13 protein-coding genes are annotated in these 12,799 nt (G+C 62.1%); 8 read left to right on the top strand and 5 right to left on the bottom strand.

Annotated features, from left to right (window positions below; genetic code table 11):
- Position 1 precedes the first annotated feature (1 nt).
- The 3 genes from ispE to CAL20_RS22055 are packed head-to-tail and all read right to left on the bottom strand — an operon-like array spanning position 2 to position 3,401.
- Positions 2 to 931, bottom strand: coding sequence for a 4-(cytidine 5'-diphospho)-2-C-methyl-D-erythritol kinase (gene ispE, locus CAL20_RS22045; RefSeq protein WP_094839017.1), 930 nt, complete (start codon positions 929 to 931; stop codon positions 2 to 4).
- Complete coding sequence (lolB, locus tag CAL20_RS22050) at positions 928 to 1,506, bottom strand: lipoprotein insertase outer membrane protein LolB (RefSeq protein ID WP_094823244.1); 579 nt, start codon at positions 1,504 to 1,506, stop codon at positions 928 to 930. Before lolB ends, ispE begins: the two co-directional genes overlap by 4 nt.
- Positions 1,503 to 3,401, bottom strand: coding sequence for a tetratricopeptide repeat protein (locus CAL20_RS22055; RefSeq protein ID WP_094839018.1), 1,899 nt, complete (start codon positions 3,399 to 3,401; stop codon positions 1,503 to 1,505). The genes lolB and CAL20_RS22055 overlap by 4 nt, the downstream gene beginning before the upstream one ends.
- Between CAL20_RS22055 and mutM the strand changes: the two genes are divergently transcribed.
- The 4 genes from mutM to CAL20_RS22075 all read left to right on the top strand — a co-directional run bounded on the left by mutM (position 3,400) and on the right by CAL20_RS22075 (position 7,499).
- Positions 3,400 to 4,227: a bifunctional DNA-formamidopyrimidine glycosylase/DNA-(apurinic or apyrimidinic site) lyase gene (gene mutM, locus CAL20_RS22060; RefSeq protein ID WP_094839019.1), complete on the top strand. Its 828-nt coding sequence runs from the start codon at positions 3,400 to 3,402 to the stop codon at positions 4,225 to 4,227. The genes CAL20_RS22055 and mutM overlap by 2 nt on opposite strands.
- A 289-nt stretch (positions 4,228 to 4,516) precedes the next feature.
- On the top strand, positions 4,517 to 5,470 hold the full coding sequence (locus tag CAL20_RS22065) for an MBL fold metallo-hydrolase (protein WP_094839020.1): 954 nt from the start codon (positions 4,517 to 4,519) through the stop codon (positions 5,468 to 5,470).
- A gap of 94 nt (positions 5,471 to 5,564) precedes the next feature.
- Entirely contained in the window at positions 5,565 to 7,289 is a 1,725-nt protein-coding gene (locus tag CAL20_RS22070; protein ID WP_094839021.1) for an FAD-dependent oxidoreductase, read from the top strand.
- A 12-nt stretch (positions 7,290 to 7,301) separates the two neighbouring features.
- Complete coding sequence (locus CAL20_RS22075; RefSeq protein ID WP_094823249.1) at positions 7,302 to 7,499, top strand: DUF2783 domain-containing protein; 198 nt, start codon at positions 7,302 to 7,304, stop codon at positions 7,497 to 7,499.
- Between the two features lie 46 nt (positions 7,500 to 7,545).
- Here CAL20_RS22075 and CAL20_RS22080 read toward each other — a convergent pair whose 3' ends face one another.
- Complete coding sequence (locus CAL20_RS22080) at positions 7,546 to 8,442, bottom strand: LysR family transcriptional regulator (protein ID WP_094823250.1); 897 nt, start codon at positions 8,440 to 8,442, stop codon at positions 7,546 to 7,548.
- 96 nt (positions 8,443 to 8,538) lie between these two features.
- On the opposite strand from CAL20_RS22080, the gene CAL20_RS22085 reads away from it, so the two are divergent.
- The 4 genes from CAL20_RS22085 (at position 8,539) to CAL20_RS22100 (ending at position 11,847) form a co-directional block, all read left to right on the top strand.
- A complete protein-coding gene (locus CAL20_RS22085; RefSeq protein ID WP_094839022.1) occupies positions 8,539 to 9,216 on the top strand; it encodes an HAD-IA family hydrolase in 678 nt (225 codons plus the stop codon).
- Positions 9,213 to 10,205 (top strand): tripartite tricarboxylate transporter substrate-binding protein, encoded by a 993-nt coding sequence (locus CAL20_RS22090; RefSeq protein WP_094823252.1) that lies wholly within the window; start codon positions 9,213 to 9,215, stop codon positions 10,203 to 10,205. Before CAL20_RS22085 ends, CAL20_RS22090 begins: the two co-directional genes overlap by 4 nt.
- A 29-nt stretch (positions 10,206 to 10,234) precedes the next feature.
- Positions 10,235 to 11,380 carry a DSD1 family PLP-dependent enzyme gene (locus tag CAL20_RS22095; protein ID WP_094839023.1) on the top strand — a complete coding sequence of 382 codons (1,146 nt, stop codon included), beginning with the start codon at positions 10,235 to 10,237 and terminating at the stop codon, positions 11,378 to 11,380.
- A gap of 71 nt (positions 11,381 to 11,451) precedes the next feature.
- Positions 11,452 to 11,847, top strand: a complete 396-nt coding sequence (locus tag CAL20_RS22100) for a RidA family protein (protein WP_094839278.1) — start codon at positions 11,452 to 11,454, stop codon at positions 11,845 to 11,847.
- A gap of 14 nt (positions 11,848 to 11,861) precedes the next feature.
- Here CAL20_RS22100 and CAL20_RS22105 read toward each other — a convergent pair whose 3' ends face one another.
- On the bottom strand, positions 11,862 to 12,770 hold the full coding sequence (locus CAL20_RS22105) for a LysR family transcriptional regulator (protein ID WP_094839024.1): 909 nt from the start codon (positions 12,768 to 12,770) through the stop codon (positions 11,862 to 11,864).
- Between the last annotated feature and the right edge of the window lie 29 nt (positions 12,771 to 12,799).

A 12,799-nucleotide genomic window follows, 5' to 3' on the forward strand; every position in this document is an offset into this window, starting at 1 on the left:
ACTATCTTGCGATCCAGTCCCGCAACGGGTGTTCAGCTAACCCGGGACATACCCGTATCAATCTGAACCCGACTTGCGTGTTGCTAGTTAATTTACCAGCGACGCGCATTGTAGCGGTAATTTCGTGCTCCGCCAAAACGGCCTGTCTGGCTGTCGAAAACTGGGCGAACAAACACGCACCAGACCCCGACATGCGGACGTGGATACCACGCCCCGATAGCCACTGCGCTGCCTGAGAAACCTCTGGATAGCGCCGGTAAACCACCGGTTCCAAGTCGTTTCTGCCGAAAAATCCCGGCGCCGCCTGCCCTGAAGCATCCGCACCAAAACTTTGTGAAGCAAGAAAGTCCGCTATTGTGACGGAAGAAGAATCTCTTGTCAAATCCGGATCGGAAAAAATATTTGCGGTGGGCACGCTCGTGTCAGGTTGGGCGACCAGATAGGTCGCGGCAGGCAGATCCAGCGGAGACAGGATTTCCCCGACACCCTCGGCGAAAGCAGATTGCCCGAACACAAACACCGGGACGTCAGCGCCTAACGGCAAGGCCAAAGCCATGAGCTCGCGGCGTGACAGGCCCGTACCCCACAGACGATTCAATGCAATCAGTGTCGAGGCCGCATCGCTGGACCCCCCGCCCAGGCCCCCGCCTTGAGGAATCTGTTTTTCGAGAGCGATATTGACCCCCTGCCGAACGCCGGTCGCCCGTTGCAGCGCGCGGGCCGCGCGCACTGTCAGGTCTTGCTCGGGGGGCACGCCGGGCAGTTCTGAAACGCGCTCGATGCGGCCATCGCTGCGCGCTTCGAAATGCAGCGTGTCACATAGATCAATGAACCGGAACGCCGTCTGCAGCAGATGGTATCCATCGGCACGGCGGCCGAGCACATGCAGAAATAAATTCAGCTTGGCCGGCGCCGGAACGTCATACATCATGGCTGATCAACCGCCAGCCGTACCGCAATGCGGCGGCCCGGCTCGGCACGCTGCAACACCAGCAGGCCAGGGCCCTGCGTGTCGTAACGCGACAGACGGGCTTGCCAGCCGTCTTGCTGGAACGAGACGGGATGACCCAATTCGTCACGCTGCACATCCATGGCCGACGTATCGGCAACACGGCCACGCATCCAAGCGCGCAGATTCGATACAGGAATCGGGCCGCCGAGGGCTTCTTCGGCCAATTCGTCGGGGTTGCGGGCCTCGTAAACGGCGCCGTCGGCCTTGGTCAGCGTGGCGTGTCCTGGGCGTCCTTCGACGCGCGCCTCGATAGACCCTAAGGGGGAGGTCAGATCCAGTCGATAGCGGCTGCCATCGTCGTGCCAGTTGAATCCGCCCTGCACGGCCTTCTGTTGCCCATCGGACTCTGTGACGGTGATCGCGAAACGGCCGTTACGGGAGAACGCGCCATCGCCCGTACTCAAGGGCGCCTCGGGCACGCTGGTGCACGCCGTCACCAAAGCACAAGCCCCCACAAACAGCCAGGCGCGCAATCTTGTGAAACTCCAGGTCATTTCGCGCCCTCAAGCTTCACACCGAGCCGTTTGGCGGTGTCTAACACCGTACGGTTTTTCGGATCTTTTTTGAACCCGGATTGCAATAATTCCGTAGCTTTTGCGCGTTGCCCCTGGGCCCATAGGACCTCAGCCCAATGAGCGGCAATATCGGGCTCGGGCTGTTGCGCATAGGCGCGCGACAAGTAGTCTGCCGCCGCCTGACTATCGCCCATACGGAATTTGACCCAACCCATGCTGTCCAGCACAAATGGATTGTCGGGCAGCAACTCGAGCGCCTGGGTAATCAGGTCCAAGGCCTCGGGCAAACGCTCATTGCGATCGGCCAGGGTATAACCCAAGGCGTTGTACGAATGCGCATGATCGGGATCGAGCGCGATGACCTGCCGCAGCTGTGTTTCCAGTTCTTTATAGCGCCCCTGGCGTTCGTACATCATCGCCAGTTCGTATTTGATCTCTATCGTGTCGGGCTGAGCCTGATTGGCCGCCTCCAGGACCTTCACCGCCTCGTCGATGCGATCCGCGTCGCGCAATATCTGCGCCTTGGTCAGCACGCCCTGAATCTGGTCGTCTTCGTCATTGGGCTGCGCAGCGTCGACCATCGTCAGCGCCTCGTTCACACGCCCTTGTTTGGCGCGCAATCCCGCCTGACGCATTTGCGCTGAATAACGCAGTGCAGGATCGTCGATCTGGCCCAACTGTGAGATCGCCTCGTCGTATTGGCCTTGGTCCTCGGCGATACGCGAGAGCAGAACGCGCGCATCGGCCTCGGCGGCGCCGGCATCGGTTGCCCCTTCGGCGATGGCCTCCTGGCGTTGATTCTGGACGTCCAGATACTCCTGGAGCAGTGCGCGCGCCTGGTCTTTCCGGTCGGCCTTGTACGCCAACTGCGCCTGCAGGTACAGCAGATCGAAGTCCTCCGGTGCGCGGCGCGACATCAATTGCAGCTCGGTCAACGCCCCATCGTAATTTCCTCGATCAGCCATCAGTCCCGCCAGAGACAAATGCAATTTACGGGCATCAGGATGTTTGGCCAAAAAAGCGCGCGCCTCGCTTTCCGCACGGACCGGATCGACCCGTGCGCCATATTCCAGCACGCGTTGCGCGGCGGCTTCCGAATTCGGATCGGCCCGCAATGCGGCCCGCGACTCGGCCACGGCGCGGGCGTCCTCGCCGGCGGCCTGAGCCACATCGGCCAGTGCCAGATGTGCCTCGGGCAGCTTGCGCACCTCGGGGCTGAACGACTCGTTCAAAATCCGCAACGCCAGGCGGCGGTCGTTGAGGCGGCTGAGCACCCCGAGCGCCTGGGCAATCGCGGCGGGCTTGTTGGGAGAGGCGTCAATGCGATTACGCAATGCCGCAGACAACCCCGTCGTTTCACCATTGGCGGCGGCCAAAGCCAGCTCAGTGGAACTGGCCTCCAGATCGCGAGGCGCCTGGCTCGACCAGGTCCGCGCAGCCGCTAAAGCGCCCGGAAGGTTTCCCCCCGCGAGTTGGAATTCGAGAGCACGACGCGCCAGACGGGGGTCGCCGGTTTCCTGGGACAGCCCCAACAAGGTCGTTGCCGCCGTGTCGTACATGCCGCGTTGCGCCGCGATTTCGGACGCCATGATGCGAAAGAAGATGTCGCCTGTCAGAGACACATAAGGCAGTTGGCCTGGCCGCAAGCGTATGACCTGGGTCTCGGGGGCTCGCGGCTGAGTGCCCATACGCGGTCCCGTGGCATCGCCCGGAACGGCACCGGCAGCCAGCGCCGGTAGTGGCTGTAAGCCCGCCAGCGCACACGCCAGCACGAAAGTTAGGTAATGAACTAATTTGAATGACGACTTCACACGACCCGCCCGGTTAATGGCACAATCATCTGTACAACGTTTGATCATCTTACACTGGCTCATGCCGGAACTCCCCGAAGTCGAAACAACGCGTCGCGGAATCGACGCCGTCATTACCGGCAAGACGCTGCGCCGCCTGGTCGTACGCGAGCCCCGCATGCGCTGGCCTATCCCGGCCGACCTGCCCTCGCTGGTGTCGGATCGTACTGTCCTGGAATGTGCGCGCCGCGGCAAATATCTGTTACTACGTTTCGAACATGGCACGCAGATCGTGCACCTGGGCATGTCCGGGTCGCTGCGCAGCGTGCCGTCTGACGAGGCCCCGCGTAAACACGATCACGTCGATTGGATTTTTGAGCACGCCACGCTGCGGCTGCACGATCCACGCCGTTTTGGCGCGGTGCTGTGGCACCCGGACAGCGATGGGCCGATTGTTGCCCATCCCTTGCTGGCTAAGCTGGGGATCGAGCCTTTTGATCCCCGCTTTGACGGGAATTGGCTGCATCAGCAGTTTCGTGGCCGCAGTATGGCCATCAAGCAGGCTTTGCTGGCGGGCAGCGCCGTGGTCGGCGTAGGTAATATTTACGCTTCGGAAAGCCTGTTTCGCGCGGGCATCGACCCCCGCACACCGGCCAGCCGGGTTTCCCTGGCGCGCTGCACGAGGCTGGCCGACAGCATCCGGGCCACACTGGCCGATGCGCTGGCCTCGGGCGGCAGCACCCTGCGCGACTACGTGGGCGCGACCGGGCAACCGGGCAGCTATTTCGATATCCATGCCGCCGTCTACGAACGTGACGGTCAGCCCTGCCGGGTTTGCGGCACGCTGATCCGGCGATTGGTTCAAGGCCAACGCGCTACTTATTACTGCCCGCGCTGTCAACGGCGATAAGCCGCCTTCCGCGCCCTGCATACCCTCCTGCCCCGGATAGCCCGCGCCTGCCCGCCGTAGCAGACGGTTCGCAATCAAGCGATGGGACAGCCGCGTGGCCATGGCACCTCTTTGCGGCGGTCGCCCGACACGGCGAACGACCATCCAGATGAGAGCCTGATTTCGCCCACTTGCCACGGACTCGTCGCTGAAATTCGTTTATAGCGAATGTATTGCATAAAAACGAACTGCAATTTAATATTGCCTCCATCGTCGCGGCCCGTCGGCCGGAATAAGACAAGGAGACAACGTGAGCAAACAATTCGCTTCGCACGCTGACATGGCCGACAAGGTCGTGTCGTTCGACAAGCTGTCCGACAACGCCTATGCCTACACCGCCGAGGGCGACCCGAATACCGGCGTCATCATTGGCGACGAGGCCGTCATGGTGATCGACACCCAGGCAACTCCCGTGATGGCACAAGACGTCATCCGCCGCATCCGCGAGGTCACCGACAAGCCGATCAAATACATCCTGCTGTCGCACTACCATGCGGTGCGGGTGTTCGGCGCCTCGGCCTATAACGCACAGGAAATTCTGGCCAGCCGCGACACGTACGACCTGATTGCCGAGCGCGGCGAGCAGGACAAGGCCAGCGAAATCGGGCGGTTCCCCCGTCTGTTCCGTAATGCCGAGTCCATTCCTCCCGGCCTCGTGTGGCCCACGATGACTTTTCAAGGCGCCATGACGGTGAATCTGGGCAACCTGGAGGTCCAACTGTTGCAAGTCGGACGCGGCCACACCAAGGGTGACACCATCGCCTGGCTGCCCGAGCAAAAAATCCTGTTTGCAGGCGATCTGGTCGAATACCAATCCACGCCCTATTGCGGCGATGCCTATTTCCGCGACTGGCCCGGCACCTTGGATACGCTCGCGCAATTCAATGCCGAGAGAATGGTCCCCGGCCGCGGCCCCGCATTAAAAAATGCCACCGAGGTCCGGCAAGGGCTGGCGGGTACCCGCGCATTTCTGACCGATCTGTACAGTGCAGTGAACCGCGGGGTCGCCGATGGTAAAGATCTGAAGACGATCTATCGCGAGGTTTATGACTTCATGCAGCCTCGCTATAGCGACTGGGTCATCTTTGATCATTGCATGCCGTTCGATGTATCGCGCGCCTACGATGAGGCCACCGGCTACGACGATCCGCGCATCTGGACGGACAAGCGTGATATCGAGATGTGGAAACAGTTGGAAGGCTGATACTGCTGCATCGCTAGGCTCGCGCACGTCTCCCGTCAGAGGAGATGGCGACGGGCCGTGATGAGCGAAAACGCTCGTCATCAGGAGACCATGCGTGACCGATATCGATTATCAGGCGTTGGAATTCGCCTATCTAAAACATTCAGATCAGACAGCTCCCGCGCCCGCATCGCATCGCGTGATCGTGGTGGGTGCCGGACCTGTCGGCCTGACGACGGCGCTGGATCTGGCGCAGCGCGGCGTATCGGTCGTCGTGCTCGACGATGATTGCAAATTATCTACCGGATCGCGCGCCATCTGTTTTGCCAAACGCACCTTGGAAATCTGGGATCGCCTGGGCATAGGCGAACGGATGACTAGCAAGGGCGTGTCGTGGAACGTCGGCAAAATATTCTTTCGCGATCAGGAGGTATGGCGTTTCGATCTGCTGCCCGAGCACGGCCATCGACGTCCGGCCTTTATCAATTTGCAGCAATACTATGTCGAAGGCTTTTTGTACGAAGCTGCTGCGGCGCATCCATTGATCGATCTGCGCTGGAAAAACAAAGTGGTGGGCGTTACGCAACAGGCGGGCGGCGTCGATTTGAGTATCGAAACGCCTGACGGCTCGTATGAACTGCATGGAGAATGGGTGGTCGCATGCGATGGCGCACGTTCGCCCATTCGCAAGCTGCTGGGCCAGGAAAGCCATGGCCGTGTTTTCAAAGACCGGTTCCTGATTGCCGACGTGAAAATGCACGCTGATTTCCCGGCCGAGCGGTGGTTCTGGTTCGATCCGCCTTTTCATCCGAATCAATCGGTGCTGCTGCATATGCAGCCTGATAATGTGTGGCGAATCGATTTTCAACTAGGATGGAATGCCGATCCCGTAGAGGCGATCAAACCCGCCAATGTCCTGCCGCGCATCCGCGCTCTGCTGGGCGCCGAGGCACAATTTGAATTGGAATGGGCGAGTGTTTATACCTTTGCCTGCGAACGCATGGACGCGTTTCGTCACGGGCGCATTGTGTTTGCAGGCGATGCCGCGCATCGTGTCTCGCCCTTTGGCGCACGGGGCGCAAACAGTGGTGTGCAGGACGCTGAAAACCTGGCGTGGAAATTGCAAGCGGTCGTGGCCGGCATTGCACCCGAAACCTTGATCGATACCTATGCCACAGAGCGCGAACACGCTGCTGACGAAAACCTGTTGAACTCGACGCGGTCGACCGATTTCATTACGCCCAAGAGCGCGGCCAGCCGGCATTTCCGCAATGCGGTCTTGAACCTGGCGCGCGAGCATGCTTTCGCGCGCGGCCTGGTCAATAGCGGAAGGCTGTCATTGCCCAGCACTTATGTAGACTCGCCGCTGAATACGCGTGACGCAGATGTTGTTGAAGCGACAGGTCGCGTAGCCCCTCAGAATAATGCCAGCGCATTTACGGGCCGCATGGTGCCGGGCGCTGTGGCGCTCGATGCGCCCGTTCGTGATGCGCAAGGCAATGAATCCTGGTGGCTATCGTATCTGGATGGCCGCTTTGTGCTGGCGCTGTTTTGCGGCGCCGTCACGCCGGACACCGCCACGCTGGAAGCATTGCGGCGTCTGGCGCACGGCACTGTACCGGTACGCATCGTACTGATCAGCGATGGCAGCGCTGCGTTGACCGTTCCCGACGATTTCACTGTTGTGCAGGATGAGCGTGCCTGCCTGAGACAACGCTATGACGCACGCCCTGGCACTTGCTATCTGGTGCGCCCCGATCAACACATTGCCGCACGCCGCCGCGAGTTCGACGAGACTGTCATGACCGGCGCACTGCACCGCGCCCTGGGCCGGGTTTGAAGGAGTTCCGCCATGCCCCTCATTGTTGAACCCAACTTAGCCGTTCCGGATGCTTTTTACGAGACGCTGATCGATGCGCATAGCGGCCTGACGGACGAACAAAGTGCGGAAATGAATGCTGCGCTGATTCTGCTGTTGGCCAATCATATTGGCGATATGGAGATCATCCGCGAGGCACTGCAGCGAGCACGTCAGTCGGTGCAACCTTGATCCCCGCGGCTGGATCCGCCGGCACGGGGGTCCGGCCAGTCCGGCTCTAGGCGTCGTCGAAACATGCCAGCAAGGCTTTGACCCGCGCACTGCGGCCTTTGCGGCCCGGCACCAGCAATATGACCGGGGCGGATTCTAATTGCCACGTCGGTAATACGCGCACCAGCGTGCCACGCGCCACGGCGGCCTCGGCATCCCATTGCGAGCGCACCACCATACCCAGTCCCTGCTCGGCCCAGGCTCGCGCCACATTGCCGTCGTTAGAAACGTAGGCGGCTGTCACCCGCACCGTCTCAAAAGCCTTTTGCCCCGCCGTGCGCCGCCCCGGCCGGCGAAACCGCCACAAGGTGACATCCTCGTCATTTTCACGGATACAGATACAGCGATGATGCAGCAGATCGCGTGGCTCGCGCGGCATGCCGAACTCTTGCAAGTATTGCGGGCTGGCGCACAGCCAGCGCTCGTTGGCAGCCAGGCGCCGTGCTACCCACGACGAGTCTCGCACCGCGCCGATATGCACGACGGCGTCGGCGTCGTGATGGTCCGGCCAAGGAGTCTCGCGCAGATCCAGTTGCACCCGCAAGCCCGGATAGCGCTGTGCCAGGCGCGCCAGCACCGGCGCAATGTGGCGCCGTCCATAACCGAATGGCGCGGCAATCCGCAGTGTGCCGGTCAGGCTGTTGTCGTCGCGCTGTAGCGACTCTGGCAACGCCTGCAATTGAGCCAGCAGGACTGAGGCTTCCGCAGCAAAGCGCTCGCCAGCGGGCGTCAGGCTCAGACGGCGCGCGGTGCGCACTGCCAGCGCCAGGCCCAGCGTAGTCTCCAGTTTGCGCAGCCGCATCGACAGTGCGGGTGGCGTCACGTTCAACGCGCGAGCCGCCCCGCTCAGCGACGGCGCCTGGGCCAACGCTGCGATGAGCTCTAAATCCTCGACCCTGACCATTCAGCTCAGCTTAACGATTGATGAAGAATCATTAAATCACAACAGGGTCTGTCTCGCCTATAGTCCTCGCATTGCTCATCGACCTCGGAGTTTTTCATGTCTGCTGCACCTGTTTCGTATCCACGTGCCGTGCTGTTCGACCTGCTCACGGCGCTGCTCGATTCCTGGACCGTCTGGAATGCCGCTGCGGGCTCTGAGTCAGTCGGGCGAGCCTGGCGCGCCGAGTACCTGCGCCTGACCTATGGCTGCGGGCGCTACGTGCCATACGAGCAATTGGTGCGCGATGCCGCGCGCGCTGTGGGTTTGGCTGAGGCCGCGCCCGCCGCGCTGGAGGCGGGTTGGGACAACCTGCCCCCATGGGACGGTGCGCGTACGCTGCTGCAGGCATTGCGTCCGCACTGCCGCCTGGCCGTCGTGACGAATTGCTCGCAGCGGCTCGGTGAGCGCGCCGCTGCGCTGTTGGGCATCGAATGGGATGCGGTCGTGACTTCCGAGCAAGCCGGCTACTACAAGCCAGACCCCCGGCCCTATCAGATGGCGCTGGACATCCTGAACGTGAAGCCCGCCGACGCAGCATTCGTGGCGGGCTCCGGATACGACCTGTTCGGCACCTCGCGGGTAGGTTTGCGTACTTATTGGCACAACCGCGTCGGTCTGGCCTTGCCTGATGGGGCGCCGCAACCCGACATGCAGTCGCCCACGCTGCAAACCGCCTTGCCGTGGCTGCAGACTTTCCAGGCCACCGCGACAGAACACGCCGGAGATCGCTCATGAACCGGCTCCAACGCCTGGTGCTGCGACTGACTGCACTGTCTGGTTTGGCCTTGCTCGCGCTGCCCGCAAGCGCGCAGCAAGCCGATTATCCGCAGCGTCCCATCACACTGGTGGTGCCGTTCCCGGCGGGCGGCCCCAGCGATGCGCTAGCGCGCGGCTTTGCCCAACAGATGGGTGCACGATTGGGGCAATCTGTCGTGGTGGAAAATGTCGGCGGCGCGGGCGGTACCATCGGTCTGCAGCGCGTAGCCCGCTCCGCCGCCGATGGCTATACGCTCGCCTTCGGCACGCTGGGCACTCACGTGGCCAATGCAGCCGTCTATCCCAAACTACCCTACGACCCGGTGGCCGACTTTCAGCCAATAGGGTTGGCTGGGTCGGCGCCCATGCTGCTGTTGGCTCGCGCCGATTTCCCCGCCAACGACTTGAAGCAGTTTGCTGCCTGGCTGACCGCCCGGGGCAGGCAAGCCACCTATGGCAGCGCCGGCATAGGATCGATTTCGCACTACGGCTGCGTGTTGCTGCTGGCCGCGCTCAAGCAGTCGGCCACACATGTCCCATACCGCGGCGTGGCGCCAGCCATTAGCGATCTGATGGGTGGGCAGACTGACTTCATGTGCGACCAGACCACCACATCGCTGCCGCAAATCGCAGGCGGCAAGCTCAAAGCCATTGCGGTACTCTCGAACGCGCGGCTGGCACAGTTGCCCGGCGTCGGCACTGCAGCCGAAGCCGGCTACGCGCTGGACGTACGCTCATGGAATGCGATCTTCGCGCCGCGCGGCACGCCCGAGTCCGCCATGGCGCCACTGCGCCAAGCTTTGCAGGCAGCCGCAGCCGATGCGAAATTCGGCAGCCAGATGCACGCGGTAGGCGTGGACCTGCCGCAAAATGACGCGGCTCAGCCACAAGCGGTGACGACACTGATCGAGCACGGCCTGCGCGAAGATGTACCCGCTTTGCAAGCCAAGCAAGAATTTCTAGACTGAAGCGCTCCGCGCCACGATACGTATAACTTATGCCCCATTCCGTTCATCCCCTCTCCTCCCTGGACACGCCTGCCGCCATCGTCGACGTAGCGCGCATGCAGGCCAACATCAGCCGTATGCAGCAACGCATGGACACGCTGGGCGTAGCCCTGCGACCGCACGTCAAGACCAGCAAATGCATACCGGTCGCTCAGGCACAACTGGCTGCTGGTGCGCGCGGCGTGACCGTGTCCACGCTGAAAGAAGCCGAGCAGTTTTTCGAGGCCGGCGTCACCGACATTCTGTACGCCGTGGGCATGGCCGAACACCGCCTGCCGGCTGCGCTGGCGCTGCGTCAGCGCGGCTGCGATCTGAAGATCATCACCGACAATGCCTTGTCCGCACGGGCTATCGCGGCCTTCGGGCGCACGCACGGTGAACATTTCGAAGTCTGGATCGAAATCGACACGGATGGCCATCGCTCCGGCATCAAGCCGGAAGACGCCGCGCTGCTGGAGGTGGGCACGGCGTTGCACGAAGGCGGCATGCAGTTGGGCGGGGTCTTGACCCACGCAGGTTCCAGCTATGAGCTGGACACGCCATCCGCACTGGAGGCCATGGCCGAGCAGGAGCGCGCGGGCTGCGTGCGCGCCGCCGAACGCCTGCGCGCCGCCGGTCTGCCCTGCCCCGTGGTCAGCGTGGGCTCGACACCGACCGCACTGTCGGCCACGCAGCTGCAAGGCGTGACTGAAGTGCGCGCCGGTGTCTATGTCTTTTTCGACCTGGTGATGCACAACATCGGCGTATGCCGCACCGACGAACTGGCGCTCAGCGTGTTGACCACAGTGATCGGCCATCAGACTGAAAAAGGCTGGGTCATCGTCGATGCCGGCTGGATGGCGATGAGCCGCGACCAAGGCACGCGCAAGCAGAAGCACGATTTCGGCTACGGCCAGGTATGCACGCTCGATGGCGAACCGCTGCCCGGCTATACGGTCATCGGCGCCAATCAAGAGCACGGCATTGTGGCAGCCGCTACATCGGCAGGCACGGACGTCGCGGCGCAGTTCCCGATCGGCACGCGCCTGCGCATCCTGCCCAACCACGCCTGCGCTACCGGCGCGCAATTCCCGCAATACCATGCCTTGTCGCCTGACGGCGGTCTGCAGGCCTGGGATCGCGCACACGGTTGGTGAACGCCATGTCCGCGACCATCGATGCGGCCGGCGGGCTGCCGCGCATTATCCCTCTACCCGACACCTCTACCATGCCGCTACCCGACACCGCTATTCAGTATGTCTCGCCCTCCACGCTGGCCACACCCGGTGGCCACTACAGCCATGCCTGCGTCGCTAACGGCATGGTCTATGTGTCGGGCCAATTGCCGATCCGGCACGATGGCGTGAAACTGACTGAGTCCTCGTTCGAGGACCAGGCACGCCAGGTCCTGGCCAATGTCGCTGCCGCATTGGAGGCGGCCGGCAGCGGCATCGACCGCCTGGTACAGGTACGGGTATATATCGACAGTGTCGAGCACTGGCCGGCCTTCAATGCGGTGTATGCCGAGTGGGCAGGAACGGCGCGGCCAGCGCGCGCCATCGTGCCCACCGGTCCGCTGCATCATGGCTTCAAAGTCGAAGTGGAAGCTGTCGCCAAAGCCTGAATGCGCCCGCAGACTCAGGACGCATCGGCGAAAGTATTGATCGTCATCGCGCGCAGCCATTGGTTGCCGCCATCACGATGAAAGCGCCGATGCCAATAGAGATTGGTCTGCAATGCCGGTACACGCAGTGGTGGCTTCAGGAGCCCGAGTTGAAAATGTGTGGCCACCGTGTCGGCCAGCTTTTTAGGCACTGTTGCGAGCAAGTCGGTCGTGCTCACGATATAGGGCACGGCCGAAAAATGCGGCACGCTGAAATGGGCATCCAGCGCCACCCCAGCCTTTTCCAACGACTGATTCACCTGACCATACGGCGCCGCATGCGACACGACCAGATGCCGCTCGGCGCGAAACGCCTTCAGACCCATCCCCTCGTGCGCGGTGGGATGGCCACGCCGAAAGAGCGTCGCGTAACCCTGGCGAAACAACATGCGCTGCATAAACCCGCTGCCCAGGTCTTCGAATGCGCCTATCGCCAGATCCACGCGGCCCGCGTCCATTTCTCTACGCAAATCCGCGCCCGACAGCCGCAGCGAATCAATACGCACACCCGGCGCGTGATGCGCACATTGCTCCATCAGCCTGGGCATGAAGTGAATCTCGCCCACGTCTGACATGGCAATACGAAAACGCCGCTGACTGTCGGCCGCGCGGAAATCGTGTGTCGCATCCAGCGTGTGCGACAACAGCGCCAGCGCCTCGCCCACAGGCCCGCCCAATCGTTCTGCCTGAGGGGTGGGCTGCATGCCGTGCGCAGTGCGCACGAACAACTCATCGCCCAGCACCGTACGCAAACGTCGCAATGCATTGCTGACCGCGGGCTGAGACAGATCGAGCCGTCGGGCGACAGCCGAAATATTGCGTTCCTCCAGCAGATGCTGAAACACTACCAGCAGGTTCAGATCGATATTGCGCAATTCCGCCATGGTTTTCCTTGAGGAGGCCTTCACCGCGC

The sequence above is a fragment of the Bordetella genomosp. 4 genome (assembly GCF_002261185.1).
Classification (GTDB): Bacteria; Pseudomonadota; Gammaproteobacteria; order Burkholderiales; family Burkholderiaceae_B; genus Bordetella_A.